At 41.3% G+C, this 16,477-nt stretch carries 16 protein-coding genes; 9 read left to right on the top strand and 7 right to left on the bottom strand.

Going from position 1 to position 16,477, the window contains the following annotated elements:
- Positions 1 to 43 precede the first annotated feature (43 nt).
- From AAEZ00_RS01810 to AAEZ00_RS01795, 4 genes are all read left to right on the top strand, one after another.
- A complete protein-coding gene (locus AAEZ00_RS01810; protein WP_124013077.1) occupies positions 44 to 706 on the top strand; it encodes a response regulator transcription factor in 663 nt (220 codons plus the stop codon).
- Positions 707 to 803: 97 nt separating this feature from the next.
- Positions 804 to 1,928, top strand: coding sequence for a M14 family metallopeptidase (locus tag AAEZ00_RS01805; protein ID WP_101031172.1), 1,125 nt, complete (start codon positions 804 to 806; stop codon positions 1,926 to 1,928).
- A gap of 55 nt (positions 1,929 to 1,983) precedes the next feature.
- Complete coding sequence (locus AAEZ00_RS01800; RefSeq protein WP_124013078.1) at positions 1,984 to 2,301, top strand: zinc ribbon domain-containing protein; 318 nt, start codon at positions 1,984 to 1,986, stop codon at positions 2,299 to 2,301.
- On the top strand, positions 2,298 to 2,579 hold the full coding sequence (locus AAEZ00_RS01795; protein ID WP_101031176.1) for a YeaC family protein: 282 nt from the start codon (positions 2,298 to 2,300) through the stop codon (positions 2,577 to 2,579). The genes AAEZ00_RS01800 and AAEZ00_RS01795 overlap by 4 nt, the downstream gene beginning before the upstream one ends.
- Positions 2,580 to 2,709: 130 nt before the next feature.
- On the opposite strand, the gene ansA is transcribed toward AAEZ00_RS01795, so the two are convergent.
- On the bottom strand, positions 2,710 to 3,723 hold the full coding sequence (gene ansA, locus AAEZ00_RS01790; protein ID WP_101031178.1) for an asparaginase: 1,014 nt from the start codon (positions 3,721 to 3,723) through the stop codon (positions 2,710 to 2,712).
- Positions 3,724 to 3,877: 154 nt separating this feature from the next.
- Positions 3,878 to 5,722 (bottom strand): signal peptide peptidase SppA, encoded by a 1,845-nt coding sequence (gene sppA, locus AAEZ00_RS01785; protein WP_124013079.1) that lies wholly within the window; start codon positions 5,720 to 5,722, stop codon positions 3,878 to 3,880.
- A 163-nt stretch (positions 5,723 to 5,885) separates the two neighbouring features.
- Between sppA and AAEZ00_RS01780 the strand changes: the two genes are divergently transcribed.
- Positions 5,886 to 7,901, top strand: a complete 2,016-nt coding sequence (locus tag AAEZ00_RS01780) for an oxidoreductase (RefSeq protein WP_335686538.1) — start codon at positions 5,886 to 5,888, stop codon at positions 7,899 to 7,901.
- Positions 7,902 to 8,177: 276 nt separating this feature from the next.
- On the opposite strand, the gene yghU is transcribed toward AAEZ00_RS01780, so the two are convergent.
- Together yghU and AAEZ00_RS01770 are read right to left on the bottom strand one after the other, a co-directional pair.
- Complete coding sequence (gene yghU / locus AAEZ00_RS01775) at positions 8,178 to 9,035, bottom strand: glutathione-dependent disulfide-bond oxidoreductase (RefSeq protein WP_351088164.1); 858 nt, start codon at positions 9,033 to 9,035, stop codon at positions 8,178 to 8,180.
- A 144-nt stretch (positions 9,036 to 9,179) separates the two neighbouring features.
- Positions 9,180 to 9,860 carry a haloacid dehalogenase type II gene (locus AAEZ00_RS01770; RefSeq protein WP_351088163.1) on the bottom strand — a complete coding sequence of 227 codons (681 nt, stop codon included), beginning with the start codon at positions 9,858 to 9,860 and terminating at the stop codon, positions 9,180 to 9,182.
- 292 nt (positions 9,861 to 10,152) lie between these two features.
- Here AAEZ00_RS01770 and AAEZ00_RS01765 point away from each other — a divergent pair, with 292 nt between their 5' ends.
- Positions 10,153 to 10,446 (top strand): hypothetical protein, encoded by a 294-nt coding sequence (locus AAEZ00_RS01765; RefSeq protein WP_101031187.1) that lies wholly within the window; start codon positions 10,153 to 10,155, stop codon positions 10,444 to 10,446.
- Positions 10,447 to 10,666: 220 nt separating this feature from the next.
- Here AAEZ00_RS01765 and AAEZ00_RS01760 read toward each other — a convergent pair whose 3' ends face one another.
- On the bottom strand, positions 10,667 to 11,530 hold the full coding sequence (locus AAEZ00_RS01760; protein ID WP_101031189.1) for a PA4780 family RIO1-like protein kinase: 864 nt from the start codon (positions 11,528 to 11,530) through the stop codon (positions 10,667 to 10,669).
- Positions 11,531 to 12,114: 584 nt separating this feature from the next.
- On the opposite strand from AAEZ00_RS01760, the gene AAEZ00_RS01755 reads away from it, so the two are divergent.
- The 3 genes from AAEZ00_RS01755 (at position 12,115) to AAEZ00_RS01745 (ending at position 14,898) form a co-directional block, all read left to right on the top strand.
- Positions 12,115 to 13,263: a BamA/TamA family outer membrane protein gene (locus tag AAEZ00_RS01755; RefSeq protein ID WP_101031190.1), complete on the top strand. Its 1,149-nt coding sequence runs from the start codon at positions 12,115 to 12,117 to the stop codon at positions 13,261 to 13,263.
- Between the two features lie 126 nt (positions 13,264 to 13,389).
- On the top strand, positions 13,390 to 14,121 hold the full coding sequence (locus tag AAEZ00_RS01750) for a hypothetical protein (RefSeq protein ID WP_232772029.1): 732 nt from the start codon (positions 13,390 to 13,392) through the stop codon (positions 14,119 to 14,121).
- Positions 14,122 to 14,601: 480 nt separating this feature from the next.
- Entirely contained in the window at positions 14,602 to 14,898 is a 297-nt protein-coding gene (locus AAEZ00_RS01745; protein WP_101031192.1) for a hypothetical protein, read from the top strand.
- Between the two features lie 22 nt (positions 14,899 to 14,920).
- Here the strand turns inward: AAEZ00_RS01745 and yfaE are convergent, their stop codons facing one another.
- Positions 14,921 to 15,319, bottom strand: coding sequence for a class I ribonucleotide reductase maintenance protein YfaE (yfaE, locus tag AAEZ00_RS01740; RefSeq protein ID WP_101031194.1), 399 nt, complete (start codon positions 15,317 to 15,319; stop codon positions 14,921 to 14,923).
- Positions 15,309 to 16,439 carry a class Ia ribonucleoside-diphosphate reductase subunit beta gene (nrdB, locus tag AAEZ00_RS01735; RefSeq protein ID WP_101031196.1) on the bottom strand — a complete coding sequence of 377 codons (1,131 nt, stop codon included), beginning with the start codon at positions 16,437 to 16,439 and terminating at the stop codon, positions 15,309 to 15,311. Before nrdB ends, yfaE begins: the two co-directional genes overlap by 11 nt.
- Positions 16,440 to 16,477: the final 38 nt, after the last annotated feature.

Genomic DNA, 16,477 nt, shown 5'->3' with positions numbered 1-16,477 from the left:
TATGCTAATCTTAATAATAATCGTTATCATTAAGTGGTTAAGCATGCACAATATTCTATTCATAGAACATACCCTTTGCGGTAAAAGTGACCTAGGTCGACAACTGAGTGAACAGGGTTATAGTGTTTACTGGGTTAATAATGCCTTTGATGCATTGATCCAAATGGAGACGCTTCAGCTTGAAGCCATACTAGTCGATTTTTCGGTCCCCAAAATGAATTCCTTTTGGCTGTTAGTTGCAAGACAAACCCAACCCCCCATTATTGCATTAGCAGACAGTAGCAGCGAACTGGAGCGTATTAAAGCGTTTGAGTTAGGCGCTGATGATTACCTTGCTAAACCGATTAACATCCGCGAATTACAACTACGTCTCAATGTGCTCCATCGACGGTCCCACCCGCAGATTAATGAGCCTGTTAATGATTATATTGGCTTTGATGATACGTGCTATACCATTAATTTTGCTGAAAAGTCGTTAGTGTTAACGCAAACGGAATACCGACTGTTCAAATATTTGTTTGAGCGCCAAGGTGATGTCATCAGCAAAGCAGAATTACAGCGAAGGGTGTTGCATAAGGAACTAGGACGATTTGACCGTAATGTAGATATGCATATCAGTAATACACGGCGCAAATTAGGCAAACGGAATTTACCCCGTGAACTGATTAATACTGTTCGCGGTCAAGGGTACTGCCTTAACTTTTAAAGGTTCCCACCAATTGCCGCATTTGATAAGCTAGGGCCTATAAAATCAGGCATTATTAAGCCGATAAAATAAGTGCAAGCACATAAAGGATAACCTAATGCGGATCACAGCAAACTTTGACGGCGGCAACATTGACGTCATTAACCTCGACCAACATGACGATATACAAGTCGCCATTCGTCCCGATTTCGGTGGTGAGTTTTATCAATGGTTTAACTTTCGTTTAGAAGGCGAAGTCGGCCAGACTTATACCGTGAATATTGTTAATGCAGGTAACGCATCTTACCCAAAAGGTTGGGAAGATTATCAAGCAGTTGCTAGCTATGATCGTCAGACTTGGTTCCGATTGCCGACTCAATATGCCGATGGCAAGTTAACCATCCAAGCTGAGCTAGATTGTGAAGCGATTCAAATTGCCTACTTTGCACCTTACAGCTACGAACGTCATTTAGATTTAATCAGTGAAGTCCAATTACATCCTGCAGTCAGTCTTGAGCACCTCGGCTTAACCCTCGATGGCCGCGACATGACCTTGCTTAAAATTGGTGATGCAAACCCAGAAAAAAAGAATATTTGGATTACCGCGCGTCAACACCCAGGTGAAACCATGGCTGAGTGGTTAGTCGAAGGATTGTTAAATCAACTACTCGATAGCGATTGTCCAACCTCGAAAGCTTTATTAGACCAAGCCAATTTCTATATTGTGCCGAATATGAACCCAGATGGGAGTGCTCGCGGTCATTTACGCACCAATGCGGTTGGCACCAACCTAAATCGTGAATGGCAAACACCCAGCTTAGAGAAAAGTCCTGAGGTGTATTATGTGGTCAATAAGATGCACCAAACAGGTGTTGATTTATTTTACGATGTTCACGGTGATGAAGGTCTACCTTTTGTGTTCCTTGCCGGTTGCGAAGGCGTACCAAACTACAATGATAAAATGGCCGCATTACAGCAGCAATTTCTCAGTGCATTGACCATTGCCAGTGCTGATTTCCAAACAGAGTTTGGTTACGATAAAGATGAGCCAGGTAAAGCGAATTTAACTGTGGGTTCTAACTGGGTAGCCAATACGTTCAGTTGTTTATCCAATACGTTAGAGATGCCATTTAAAGACAATGCCAATTTAGCCGATCCTTTTGTGGGCTGGTCTCCTGAGCGCTGCGTATATTTAGGTGAAGCGTCTTTAGTGGCTATGTTAGCAGTGGTTGATCAATTATAATCTCCACAGCAGCGGTTAATATTAGCTGTAAATGATCGAACAGGTAAAGTGAATTATGGCGTTAATTGCATGCCCCAAATGTCAAAAACGTATTTCGAGTAAGGCTAAGCAATGCCAGCATTGCAAAACTGACTTGAGTGGTAATACTGAGTCTTTAACCGTTATCAGTCACATTGAGCGGTCAAACAGCTTAATGACCCACAGTTTTATTTTTTTGACATTATTTATTGCGGGGGTTGTCGTGTGGTTTTGGGGAGGAGAGCCCGCACAAGGGGTAACTTCTTATATCGCGATTGCAAGCTTTGTAGTTGGCTTTTCGGGGTATCTTGTTACCCGGGTCAGAATTGTATTACATAAACGGAAATCAGTATGAATGATATCAATAAAGTCATTGATGAAATGCCTGAAGAAGTCTACCTGCGCATGTTGTCTGCAACCGAGCTAGGTAAGTGGGATGATGGCACGGTATTAACTGAGCAACAGCGTGAGTCGACTTTACAAGTGGTGATGTTATACCAAGCGCGTAAGCTTCAGCAAACTGAACATTTTACTATCGCAGCTGGTGGTAATATTAATGAGTTATCCAAATCAGAGCTGAAAAGACAGTTTAAAGGTGATCCCATTGCCGAGTTTAAAGCCGCTGATTTATAATCCCATGCTGATTAATCGATATTAATCAAATTAAAGCATAAAAAATGCGAGCTAATTAGCCCGCATTTTTATCTTTTGTTTAGCGATTACATCGTTTCGCAATTCACAACGTTAGCTATAAAAACGTTAACTAGTCAATCGTCAGTTCACCAATTAAATTTTGCTGCATACGTTGTTTGATTTGCGCTGAGGTTAATCCAATGGACAACAAATAATGCAGTTTTGCCAATGCCGCTTCAACCGTCATATCGGCACCGCCGATCACCCCTGCTTGCGCTAACGCATTGCCAGTAGCATAGCCGGCCATATTGACTTTGCCTTGGAAACACTGGGTTAAATTCACCAATACAATCCCGCGTTCGTCAGCTTGTTTAAGGGTTTCAAGTAATTTTTTATCTTGTGGTGCATTACCGACACCAAAAGTTAATAAGATCAGTGCTTTTACTGGTTGCTGTAAAATATTATTAAAAATATCAGTTGAGATACCAGGGTAAAGCGTGACCACACCCACGGGTTGAGGGCTGATAGTGACAACCTCTAAAGGAGCGCCCGTTGGCTTAGTGATTTTACCTGCTTTAAGATTAATTTTAATTCCCGCTTCAAGTAGCATCGGGAAGTTAGGTGATGCAAATGCATCAAAGCCATCGGCATGAGCCTTAGTTGAGCGATTACCGCGAAACAACTTGTTATTAAAGAACAAACATACTTCAGCTACAGGGTAATTCGCTGCTATATACAACGAATTGAGCAGATTGGTTTGACCGTCAGATCGTAATTGTGCAAGGGGGATCTGTGAACCCGTTACGATCACCGGTTTTGATAGACCTTGCAACATAAATGATAGCGCAGAAGCGGTATAAGCCATGGTGTCTGTACCATGTAAAATCACAAAACCATCGTACTTGTCATAGTTGGCTTGAATGTCGTTCGCAATCAATTGCCAATCAGGTGGCGCCATGTTGGACGAGTCAATCAAAGGGCTGTATTCATGAATGACAAAGTGGGGCATTTCATCATGATAAAACTCGGGCATTGACTGAACGCAATCAGTCAAGAATCCTGCCACTGGCGCAAAACCATTGGCTGTTTTTTGCATCCCAATAGTACCGCCTGTATAGGCTACGTAAATCGAACGATTTGTCATAAATATAGGACTCTTATTAAACAACTATTGTAGATTGTGTAAATTATACGAGTTTATTTATCGATCCCCAATAAAAAAGCCTGCTAAGCAGGCTTTTTTTGAATAATCTTCATATTGCGTTCATATAATTGATTACTAATTGATTACTAATTGATTAGTAATTACAGTTTTCGCAATACATATAGACATGATTAGGGTCATCAAACATTGATAATGTTTCAAATGCGCCGGCCCAATGTTTAATAAATTGCTCGACGACACTGGTTTGACGGACACTATCAGGCACGTAAGCGGCACTTGCCCCCATAATTTGCTGCATAATTTGCTGTTCAGCGCTAAGCTCTTGCTCGATCACTTTAACGTCGAACTTGTCCATTTTAGCTAAATCAGCCGCTTTAGCTAACGCCAGCTCCATGTCTCCGAGCTCATCAACTAGTCCTAGCGTTAATGCACGTTTTCCCGTCCATACTCGGCCTTGAGCAATGTTGTCTACTTGCTCTAGCGTCATATGACGCTCTTTAGCCACCAGAGAAATAAACTCATGATAACCCCGTTCGATATGACGTTGTATTACGGTAGCCACTTTTGGGCTTAATTCACGAACCGGCGATAATCCAGCCCAATCAGATGTTGCAACACCGTCAGAGGTGACACCAATATGATTAAGTGCTTGCTCAAATGTGGCAAACATACCAAAAATACCAATTGAACCTGTAAGGGTTGTCGGTGTTGCGACAATATAGTCGGCACTGGCTGATATCCAATACCCGCCTGATGCAGCAAGGCTACCCATGCTAACCACAACAGGTTTACCTGCCGCTTTTAGCGCTAACACTTCTTGACGGATTTGCTCTGATGCAAATGCACTACCACCAGGGCTATCAACCCTAAGTACCACGGCTTTTACTTTATCGTCAAAGCGTGCTCGCATAAGGAGTTTGGAGGTGCTTTCGCCACCAATTTGTCCAGCAGGTTGTTTACCGTTAAGAATAGTGCCTTTTGCAACAATAATGGCAATGGAATCATTTTTAACAAACTTAGGTGTCGGTGCGGTTAACGAACGGTAATTATTATAACTAATTTGTTTAAAGTTTTTACCTTCCTTATCACTGCCAACCCTTTCTATCATGGCGACACGGAACGCATCAGCAGAAACAAGCTCGTCAACCCATTTCATGTTTACCGCCATTTGGGCACTATCACCTTGCGCTTTATCCAGCTCAGCGAGGTACTCATCTGTGCCTAACACTAATTGATCTGGGCCTATTTGACGGTTGCTGGCAACAATAGTTGAGTAGCTTTGCCAAATATCGTTTAACAATACTTTACTGGCTACTTTATCTGCATCGGACATATCGTCACGAATAAAAGGTTCTACGGCAGATTTAAACGTACCCACTCGAAATACGTGAGTGGTGATTTTCAGTTTTTCCAGTGCCGATTTGTAATATAAGCGGTAACGACTCAAGCCATCTAGCGACACCATACCTTGGTTATTAAGGTAAATTTTGTCTGCAAAACTGGCTAAAAAATATTGGTTTTGATCATAACCATTAGCCATGGCAATAACCGATTTATTGGCGGCTTTAAATTGCTTTAATGCGTTACCAATGGCGGTCATTTTACTGATCCCGGCATCTTGAAGATTTCCTAAATCTAATACGATACTGTTGATTCGGGCATCTTCAGTGGCGTTATTAATAGTATAAAGTAGATCCGCTAATAAAATTTCACCTTCTGGATCATTAGCTTGCCCTTGGCTAAATGCCATTTCAATGGGATCTACATAATGTTTTTGATCCACTATGCTCCCAGACAAATTCAACACTAAGGCTGATTGATCTTCGATGATAATGTCATCTTCACTGTTGAGTATCGCGACGGCTATTACGGCCAACAAACCAAAAAATATAACGTTGATGATTAACTTACGGATACCATTTACTGTATTCCATAACAGTAAAAACATCCTTTTTAAAAACGAGGGTTTAGCGGACATTTGCCACTCCTTTATCAGTCTAATGTCATCATCCTAACTGAAAATCAATATAAATGTGAAATTGAATTGTAAAGGTTTTTATCAAACAATCGTTTAAATGATTGAGCAAAATTTACTGTCGGGGTATGCTGGATTAAATCACTTGTTTAAAAAGGATGTTTGAATGTCGTTTCCACACTTATTAGAACCTTTAGATCTCGGCTTTACACAGCTGAAAAACCGCGTGTTGATGGGCTCAATGCACACGGGGTTAGAAGAAGAAAAAGGCGGATTTGAGAAACTGGCAGCGTTTTATAAAGAACGTGCTCAAGGTGGCGTAGGCTTAATTGTCACTGGTGGTATTGCGCCTAATTTACGTGGACGTTTAGCACCACATGCCTGTCAATTAAGCTTTTCTTGGCAAGTGGGTAAACATAAAATTGTTACCGATGCTGTGCATGAGGCTGGCGGGAAAATTTGTATGCAAATATTGCATGCTGGCCGTTATAGCTATCATCCTTTTAGCTTAGCACCGAGCAAAGTAAAATCGCCGATCACGCCGTTTACCCCTTCAGCTATGTCTGCTCGTCAAGTACGTTCTACTGTTAAAGATTATGCAACCAGCGCCGCTTTAGCTAAAAAAGCTGGCTATGATGGCGTTGAAGTGATGGGGTCAGAAGGGTATTTGATCAACCAATTTATCAGTTCTCGCACCAATAAACGCACCGATGAATGGGGCGGAAGCTATGAGAACCGGGTTAAATTCCCAATTGAAATAGTTAACGCTATTCGTCAGAAGGTCGGCAGTGATTTTATTATTGTGTTCCGCTTATCGATGCTCGACTTAGTCGACAATGGCTCAACGTGGGACGAAGTGGTTCAGCTAGCCAAATCGCTTGAACAAGCGGGTGTTAGTATTATTAATACCGGTATTGGTTGGCATGAAGCGCGTGTACCAACGATTTCGACTAATGTGCCCCGTGGTGCATTTTCTTGGGTGACTGAAAAACTCAAAGCTGAAGTAAAGGTACCATTAATTGCCACAAACCGGATTAATACTCCAGAAATAGGCGAGGCGATTATTGCATCTGGTCAAGCTGATATGGTGTCGATGGCGCGTCCATTTTTAGCTGATGCTGACTTTGTCAATAAAGCGGCAGCTAATACGCCAGAATTGATTAACACTTGCATTGGGTGTAACCAGGCGTGTTTGGACCATACTTTTTCGATGAAACGGGCAACCTGCTTAGTGAATCCTCGAGCCTGCTATGAAACCGAAATTAATTTTACCCCCACAGCCAATAAGAAACGAATCGCTGTGATGGGTGCGGGCCCTGCAGGGATGGCTTTCTCTGTCTATGCAGCATCTCGTGGTCATGAAGTGGTATTGTTTGAAGCCAAATCTGAAGTCGGCGGTCAGTTTAACTTAGCGCGTAAAATCCCGGGTAAAGAAGAGTTTAACGAAACCATTCGTTATTTTGTCAATCAAATTAAGCTGCATAACGTTGAGTTACGCTTAAACACCAAATTAGATGCAGCGGTATTAGCGACTGAAAAATTTGATGAAATTGTCATTGCCTCTGGTGTGGTGCCACGAGCTTTGACATTACCGGGTTTCGATAACCCTAAAGTGGTCGATTATCAACAAGTATTAACTGGCCAAGTTGAAATTGGTAAAAAAGTGGCGTTAATTGGTGCTGGCGGCATAGGTTTTGATATAGCGCATTTCTTATGTGAATTAGAATCGAGTACCTTGCAACCTGATAAATGGTTAAAACAATGGGGCATTGATAAAACCTATCAGCATGCTGGCGGGTTAACTGAAAAAGCCGAGCATGTCCCTGGCCGTGAAGTGTATTTATTGCAACGTAAAACAACTAAAATGGGTAAAGGATTAGGTAAAACAACCGGTTGGATCCATCGCAATGTGTTAAAACAGCATCAAGTTCATATGAAAACAGGCGTCAACTACGAAAAGTTCGACGAGCAAGGGCTACACATTACCATCGGCGAACAATCTGAAATTCTGGCTGTCGATAATGTTGTGTTGTGTGCAGGACAAATGTCTAACCTCAGTCTGGTTGATGAAATGAAAGCCAGTGGATTACCTGTGCATTTAATTGGTGGGGTCGATGTTGCTGCTGAATTAGATGCTAAACGCGCAATACGCCAAGGCGCAGAGCTTGCGATGAGTATTTAAACCAGATTGGATGTGCCGTTAGAATGGCGTAATCCATTTCAGAACACGATAGCATAAACTAAAAAGCCTTCTATTATTCAGAAGGCTTTTTTAATGTTTACATTGGCCAAGTCTAATGGCGACTAGCCTACTGATGATGACAATGACAATACTAATCTGAGCAACTGATGAGTGATCTTGTTACATCATTTGACTATCGACATGATTGAAATATTGATCACTATTTTGATTAATCAGCAATCGCTTAGTCGCTTAGTCGCTTAGTCGCATCAGTGCTTAAGGTTTTAAGGCCAATACTGCATCAATGTCTGCTGCACTGTGGCGTTCAGGTAACATTTCCCATGGTTCGCCCCATGTTGTGTTAACCATTTTGCCACGTTGCACTGCTGGGCGCGCTAATATCTCACTGGCCCAGCGCATGACATTCTTGTAGCTGGCGACGTCTAAAAACTCGGCGGCGCTGTATAAATTACCCAAGACTAAATTGCCATACCACGGCCAAATAGCGATATCTGCAATGCTATATTCTTCACCAGCAATAAAGGTGTTTTTTGCCAGTTGCTTATCCAACACATCTAATTGGCGCTTAACTTCCATGGCAAAACGGTTTATAGGGTATTCCTGTTTTTCATCGGCATAAGCGTAAAAGTGACCAAACCCGCCACCGAGGAAAGGGGCCGAGCCTTGCGCCCAGAATAACCAGTTAAATGTTTGGGTTCTTGCTTTGCCATCTTTAGGCAGGAACTGGTCAAATTTTTCTGCTAAATGAACCAGAATTGAAGCAGATTCAAATACGTTAAGGTCTTCATCAGCTGATTTATCTAATAAGGCAGGAATTTTTGAGTTTGGATTTACATCAACAAACCCAGACGAAAACTGATCACTTTCGCCAATATTAATGAGATAAGCATCGTATTCCGCTTCTTTAATACCTAAAGCAAGCAGTTCTTCTAAAAGAATCGTCACTTTTTGTCCGTTTGGTGTGCCAAGGGAATAAAGCTGTAAAGAATGCTTACCTATTGGTAGTACTTTATCCGATCTTGCACCCGATTCAGGGCTATTGATGTTTGCCCACTTGTTACCACCATTGGTATTATTTACCCAAACGTTAGGTGGGGTGTATTCATTACTCATAAAATTTCCTCGTGGCAACCTGTCTAAGGTTACTGATACAAAGTTAAAATGCGCTTAGCACAAGATTGTTAGTGTAGCGTGTCTAGATTGATTGTATTAGCATCAACTCTTATGAGTTATGCTTTTATTTTTTAATGCAGCATCTCAGTCATTTATTGCATAGAGCTGTTCACTTAATTCAATTAAATTGGTTACGGTTAAGTCAGGTTCGATGCCCCAGGGATCAAATACTTTTTTACTGTCGCGTTGGATCCAAGCCGTTTTTAGTCCTGCCGCTTTTGCACCGATAACATCCCATGGATTACTGGACACCATCCAACAATGATGTGGTTCGGATTGTGTGCGAGTCATTAAATAATGGTAAACGGCAGGGTCAGGTTTAAAGGTGTGTATGTCGTCAACGCTGATGACGTCATGTAATTGAGGTAATACACCTGAATTTTGCATTAACGTACGAACCGCGACTTCAGGGCCATTTGAAAATGCGGCCAGGGTATGGCCTTGATTTCGCAGTAGTGCGAGTCCAGGAATAACGTCTTCAAAGGCGGTTAGTTGACTAAATTTTGCCAGTAATTCCTGTTGCGCACGGGCAGATAGTGTGACATTGAAAACCGACAAGCAATATTGCAATGCCTGATGGGTACAGACACCGAAATCTTCATATTGCTGCATTAAGCCGCGGCGAAATGCATATTCGACTTTTTTATCGTGCCAGAGTTGACCAAATTCTTGTGCCTTATCGCCAATCAATTCCTGCAGATGTTGACCCATATCCACCGGATCCACTAATGTGCCATAAACATCAAATCCAATCATTTTATGCATATTCAGTGCTCCATTTGTGTGTTGAGTTAAGCGATCAAGCTCAGTGAATTTGATATACTAGTCGATAATATACACATCTCAGGCGGGTTAGCCCGCTCACAATGTGCTGCATTCCCTAAACTATAAACTAACTATATCATTCGTTCAATGGCTATCTTGAACGAACGTTCCAAATAGTTGAATTGTTAATGACCTTTGCTTTACTTTGCTGTACAGGCGTGGAATGAGAAACTTTAATGTTGAGTTAATACATTGTATTATATTGATTAAAAATTATGAAAGGTGATGTAGAATGGAATGTCCTAGTTGTCAGGCTGTATTTGCTCGAAAAGCACTTAAACAAGTACGAAAAGGCAAGCATGGTGTTGAAACACAATGCCCTAAATGTGAACAATGGCTAATGTTTGAACCTAAAATGATGATGACCAAAAATGTTGGCTTAGCCATTTTGTTGATCTTCAGTGTGGCTAACTTCTTTCTCGACAACAGTGACTATCGCTTAGTATGCTCATTTTTAGGTCTTGCGGGTGCCTGTATTGCCTTTTATGGGGTGTTTAAAAGTAAGCTAGTACCAGCGAAAGAGTGATCAATATATTTCACTATGGCCGTTATTATTCGAATGTCATCATTTATCCCATCGCTATCCCGAGTTAAGATTAAATAATGACTGACCTTGGGATAACGTTGGCCTTGATATGGTGTTTCAAACGGGTAATAAAAAGCCTGAGCTTTAGTTAAGTCAGGCTTGGTATTGTTAACGAGCCACCAGCATTATCTGATGAGACTATCGTGAGTAAACGCTTAGGTTAATACTCGTCGCTTTGTGCTTCGTTCAAGCGCTCGCGCCTTTCTTGGGCTTCTTCAAATGCGGCGTTAATTTCTTCTAAAACAGAGTCAACATCGGCTGCGGTTGTATCATCTTCAAACTCACCGGTTAATGGCGTCTCAGGTGTTAATTCACCTTGTTCATACAAAGCCCACATTTCTTTAGCATATTTGGTTATGGCTAATTCTGGAGCAAATTGTGAATAGTAGTCGGTCATATTATTCACATCACGGAATAACATGGCTTTGGCATTATTGTTTGCCGATGCATCAACTGCTTGGGGCAGATCAATGATCACCGGCCCATTCTTGTCGACCAGTACATTGAATTCGGATAAATCCCCATGGACAATGCCTGCACATAACATCCGCACAACATAGCCCATCATGATGCGATGTTGCGTTTGTGCTTGCTCTGCACTCATCTGGGTAATGTCATTTAATCGAGGGGCAACATCACCGTGGACGTTGGTGATCAACTCCATCAATAACACCCCATCAAAGCAACCATAAGGCACTGGTACTCTAATTTTAGCGGCGGCGCATTTGTATAACGCGTCCACTTCGGCATTTTGCCATGCTTTTTCTTGCTCTTCACGGCCGTATTTAGAGCCTTTTTCCATGGCTCGTCCACGACGACTATTTTTAGTTTTTCGACCTTCTTGATATTGTGCTGCTTTTTTAAAACTGCGTTTAGTGGCTTCCTTATACACTTTGGCGCAGCGGATCTCATCGCCACATCGGATCATATAGACGGTAGCTTCTTTGCCACTCATGAGTTGGCTTATCACTTCATCGACGAGACCATCGTCAACCAGTGGTTGTAATCTTATAGGCGTTTTCATAACGACTTTATACCTTAGTTGCGCGCTGGATGATATATCTAAGGGCATAATTTTTACTTGCTGATAGGTCACAGATTAAATGAGGCTTATTTGCACTAAATTTGAGCCTATACACTCTTGTCTAATGGATTAAAATGTTGTAACAAGTCACCTAAATATAGATAATTTTGATTTTTTTACCAAGTGAGACGGATCTGTTGGATATTGATCTATCGTCAATATTGGGTGCTAAATGTGGTATATTCTTTCGCATTCTTTAGCATAGTGGTATCAACGGATAAAGAAGGTTGCTGTAGATTGCATGTCCAGGCTAACGCTAGGTGTGGCGGTCAGCGTTAAATTCAATATCTGATAACCTTGTTCTTCAGTAAGGGTTAAGTTTTTATTCAGTAAGTATTCAGTGGTGGATAGGATAATCTTTGATGAATTGATTGTTATTTAAAATGTGTTTTTTGAAATTATTTTCATCGGCAACAACCCTTTATACTCAACGCTGTGGGCTTAACGGACAGCACAATAATTCAAAAGTTTGCCATAGAAATCATCGTGCGAGCTTAATTCTTCAATATTTTAATAGAGTTTTTATGAAACGGACCTTACTTCTAGCACTATTTGTTTTTTCTAACACCGCCCTTGCTGTTGAACCTTTATTTGACACCCCCCAAGACATGGAACCAACATGGATTGATAACATTTTGTCAGTTTTTGGGGCAGATGGTGAGTTCGATGACACTAAAGTCATTGATATGAGCTATTTACCAACGGCTTATTACACCCCAGAGAAAAAGTTTGGCGTGGGGTTATTAATGGTGGGGTTATATAAAACCGATAATGCAACGAGTGCAGAACAACCCTCATCACTGGTATTGAATTCATTTGCTTCTATAAATCAATCCTATGGCGTTCAAGTTGAAAATATGACTTTTTTAAACCAAGGCAAGCAGCGGTTGTTGCTTGACTTAGAACTGCATAATGAAGCGGCAGTTTATTATGGAGTAGGGATTGAACAAGGCGATCAAGATCTCAATCATCATGAGTTTAATGAACAATTGTATAGCTTTAAGCCTCGCTGGATGACCGAAATTGCCAGCCACTATTTTATTGGCGTGGGTGCTGACTTTATTTACACAAGTGCAGACAGTTTAGAATTAGTCGCAACAGAGGCACCTGTGGATTCAAATACCATTCTGCCCGATAATTTTAGTTCTGGCATTGTCGTCACCAGTATTTATGATTCAAGAGATTACCGTTTAAACGCGACAGAAGGGTGGTTATTTCAGGTTGATGCGGGATTATATCAAAATGATCAATTCGATTCGTTTTCTACTTATAATATTGAATTAGCGAACTATATAGACTTAGGTTCAACACCGGGTTTAGTCGCTTGGCAAGTTCAAGGGCATCTAACCAGTGGTGACGTACCTTGGAACTTATTACCCGATTTGGGTGGCTCTAATGCGATGCGGGGTTACATTAGAGGTCGCTACCGAGATGAGCAAATGATGATGGGGCAAGTTGAATATCGCTTACCAGTGTTCCAACGTTATGGCATGGTCTTTTGGGGCGCTGTTGGCAGTGTCGCACCTAAAGTCAGTGAGCTAACCGATACGCTATTAACGGCCTATGGCACTGGATTTCGATTTAGAATTAAAGATAATATTAATTTACGTTTTGATGTCGGGGTGGGTGAAAATGAAACTAACTTCTACTTAAATGTGAATGAAGTTTTTTAAGCTAACACTATTTTTAAGGTAAGAGCAAAAAGTGAAAAGCTTTCTCTGATGATGACATTAATGGCGCAAATAAAACTTATGCTGACAAGATATTGCAATCTCAGCATGTCGACCAAAGCTTGTGTAATGGCCACTAGAATACTGATAATAGTCGGTCTTTCAAGTGGTTTACTGCACAGTAATAGCGTATTGGCGAGTGACGTTGAGCAAAAATGTCAGCGCAGCTTTGATTATTCTATTTATCTCAGTGGATTACATATGGGAGAAATGACTCGGACTGAGCACTGGCAGGGTAAATCTGCCGTTATCACCTCAAAAAGTAAAGCCAGCATTTTAGGTATTGGCACTCAATATCAACAGCGTACCGAGTTATCGTGGTCAACTGATCGCAACGAATGGTTAACCGATAATTTTCATCAACAGGTAACTGGTTTTCGCTCTCGAGACATGCGAGTGACTTTTGACAACCATGGCCTTAAATCTCGTGTTGATATTGATGGGGACATCGATAATTATGCATCAAAGACCATACCATTAAGAGATGTGGACACTTTGGCGATCCAAATACGTGAAAACGTGCTTCGAGGTCGACAGCAATTTGCGCTAATAAGGCAAGCCTCTGATGCGATTGAACCCTATCAGTTCTACGTTAAAGACAAATTAACCGCTACCATAGCGCCCTGGGGAGAAATACAGCTTATACCGGTTGAGCAAACAGGGGCTGAAGAGGTGACTTATTTTTTTGCGCCGAGCATGAATTATCAACTGGTAAAAGCCCATTATCACGGCATGATCCTGCAAGGTATTATTGAGCTGGATAGTTATGACGATTCTTGCGATACAATGACAAACAGTTAATCTTGAACTCGGGATATAAACGGTTATCAAATAGGTTAAATAGGTCAAATATTGTCATATTGGCTTATTTATCCCATCGTTTATCCCATCGTTTATCGCGAGTTGAGATTAGTTAACAAGCGTTAGATTGTCGTTGATGACGGGAGAGTCAATTTGATTAATTCGTTAGGATTGATCCGTTAGCGATTAATGCGTCAGGGATTAAGAGTGGTTCATGGTCGCTATGGATTGATAGTGTGAATTAGGAATTAGGAATTAGGTATTAGGTATTAGTCATTTAACCCATTCAATAATGGTCTTCTTTTCTGCACTATCCCTCTGACGCTAACCGTGTTCCTTTTCCCCTATGATGGATGGCATTTCTGTCACTAAGCATCCAGAAGCGCCTCGTCTATCTTAGACGATTTTAGCTGGTGAATATGGCCCCAATTTTTTATTGAGTCGATATAATCTGTTGCAAATATTTTCATTGGAGTGAATATGGCAAACGTGATTAACAAAGCCATTTTAAGCAGCCGTATGTTGTCGATAAATTGGGTGACCTATCATACTCATCATCAAGTGATGACCCATACCGATCCGGTGCAACAAGGTCGTTATTACAAACTGAACCTCGTAATAGTCCAACCTAAAGTGGGTGGGGTGTTTAGCTGTGCTAAATGCATAGTGAATTTATGGGGGCGGGTGTATTTATTTCGTCCTGATAAGTATGAGCATAACGTCACTAAGATTGAGTCTGGTAAACGGGTGTTGTTAAGCTTTGCCCTGAATATATAACGGGTGTTGAAGGGCTTATAGATTAACGGTCAAGGGCCCGTTTGGGATTAATCTGTAATTGTTGGGTTAATGCTGTTGTGAGTGTATGGCTGTCATTTACCGAAGCGTATTGTCGCTTAGCAACGACTTCGACTCCCTCAGTAGAGAGTTTGAGGTTTAAATCGCCATTAGGCACACAACAGCAGGGTAGACACTCGTCGGATTTGAGTTCTGCAAGAGGCTCTGATAGGTAGTTTACTTCACCAGATATTACGGTGGTTTTACATGCGCCACAAAATCCGTTACGACATTCTGAAAACACGTTTACTTTTTTCGACTCAAGCGCTTCTAGTAAGCTTGAATGTTGGCCGTCAAATAAAATAATCGGCTGTCCTTTCAAGCTTACAATTGGCGATTTTTTGAAAAGTTTTTTATAGGTCAAAATCTAAAAACTCATCGCTATTTACAGAAGAATCAATTTGGCCAACAAGATAAGATGACACCTCTACTTCCTGTGGGGCCACTTGTACTGCATCACTTTCTAACCAATTTTTCATCCAGGGTAGTGGGTTAGACCGTTCTTCATAAGGCTGAGGCAAATGTACTGATTTCATTCTTTGGTTAGTAATAAATTCAACGTACTGACATAGGATCGGTTCATTTAGGCCAATCATTGATCCGTCTTTAAATAAGTATTTAGCCCACTCTTTTTCTTGTTCTGCTGCTTTGACGAACAAGTCATAAGCTTGTTGCTTACACTCAATAGCAATCTCTGCCATTTCAGGGTCGTCTTTGCCGCCTTGCATCAAGGCGATAATATGTTGTGTCCCATTGAGATGTAACGCTTCATCACGGGCAATTAAGCGGATGATTTTGGCATTACCTTCCATAACACGACGTTCAGCAAAGGCAAATGAACAGGCAAAGCTGACATAGAAGCGGATAGCTTCTAAGGCGTTAACCGACATCATGCATAAATACAGTGATTTTTTCAGGATACGTGAATTAACGGTGATTTCTTCGCCGTCGATAACATGAGTACCTTCACCTAACAGGTTATTAATCTGGGTCAGTTTAATCAGATCATCGTAATAAGCGGCAATGTCACCGGCACGTTTCAATATTTCGTCATTTTGCACGATATCGTCAAACACCACGGATGGGTCATTGACAATATTACGAATAATATGAGTGTAAGAGCGTGAGTGAATCGTTTCAGAAAACGACCATGTTTCAATCCACGTCTCTAATTCTGGTAGCGATACCAATGGCAAAAATGCCACATTTGGTGAGCGGCCTTGAATAGAGTCAAGTAAGGTTTGATATTTCAGGTTTGACAGGAAAATGTGCTTTTCGTGTTCAGGTAAATCACCGAAATCAATTTTGTCACGGCTGACATCAACTTCTTCTGGACGCCAGAAAAAACTTAATTGCTTTTCAATCAGTTTTTCAAAGACTTCATATTTTTGTTGATCGTAGCGTGCCACATTAACTGATTGCCCGAAAAACATAGGTTCTTTGGTTGCATCGTTAGGTGTTTGACAAAATGTAGAGTAAGCCATTATTTAGGTGTCCTGAAAACGCATTTTTCACAAAGCGG

The sequence above is a fragment of the Shewanella sp. S1-49-MNA-CIBAN-0167 genome (assembly GCF_040310145.1).
In the GTDB taxonomy this organism is placed as follows: Bacteria; Pseudomonadota; Gammaproteobacteria; order Enterobacterales; family Shewanellaceae; genus Shewanella; species Shewanella psychromarinicola.
Note: the sequence above shows the minus strand (reverse complement) of the source record. Positions and strands in the feature narration are given on the sequence as shown.

Bases quoted from the DNA above. Each gene is read 5' to 3' on its own strand.
- AAEZ00_RS01810 (WP_124013077.1), top strand. From the start codon at position 44: ATGCACAATATTCTATTCATAGAACATACCCTTTGCGGTAAAAGTGAC.
- AAEZ00_RS01805 (WP_101031172.1), top strand. From the start codon at position 804: ATGCGGATCACAGCAAACTTTGACGGCGGCAACATTGACGTCATTAAC.
- AAEZ00_RS01800 (WP_124013078.1), top strand. From the start codon at position 1,984: ATGGCGTTAATTGCATGCCCCAAATGTCAAAAACGTATTTCGAGTAAG.
- AAEZ00_RS01795 (WP_101031176.1), top strand. From the start codon at position 2,298: ATGAATGATATCAATAAAGTCATTGATGAAATGCCTGAAGAAGTCTAC.
- ansA (WP_101031178.1), bottom strand. From the start codon at position 3,723: ATGACAAATCGTTCGATTTACGTAGCCTATACAGGCGGTACTATTGGG.
- sppA (WP_124013079.1), bottom strand. From the start codon at position 5,722: ATGTCCGCTAAACCCTCGTTTTTAAAAAGGATGTTTTTACTGTTATGG.
- AAEZ00_RS01780 (WP_335686538.1), top strand. From the start codon at position 5,886: ATGTCGTTTCCACACTTATTAGAACCTTTAGATCTCGGCTTTACACAG.
- yghU (WP_351088164.1), bottom strand. From the start codon at position 9,035: ATGAGTAATGAATACACCCCACCTAACGTTTGGGTAAATAATACCAAT.
- AAEZ00_RS01770 (WP_351088163.1), bottom strand. From the start codon at position 9,860: ATGCATAAAATGATTGGATTTGATGTTTATGGCACATTAGTGGATCCG.
- AAEZ00_RS01765 (WP_101031187.1), top strand. From the start codon at position 10,153: ATGGAATGTCCTAGTTGTCAGGCTGTATTTGCTCGAAAAGCACTTAAA.
- AAEZ00_RS01760 (WP_101031189.1), bottom strand. From the start codon at position 11,530: ATGAAAACGCCTATAAGATTACAACCACTGGTTGACGATGGTCTCGTC.
- AAEZ00_RS01755 (WP_101031190.1), top strand. From the start codon at position 12,115: ATGAAACGGACCTTACTTCTAGCACTATTTGTTTTTTCTAACACCGCC.
- AAEZ00_RS01750 (WP_232772029.1), top strand. From the start codon at position 13,390: ATGGCCACTAGAATACTGATAATAGTCGGTCTTTCAAGTGGTTTACTG.
- AAEZ00_RS01745 (WP_101031192.1), top strand. From the start codon at position 14,602: ATGGCAAACGTGATTAACAAAGCCATTTTAAGCAGCCGTATGTTGTCG.
- nrdB (WP_101031196.1), bottom strand. From the start codon at position 16,439: ATGGCTTACTCTACATTTTGTCAAACACCTAACGATGCAACCAAAGAA.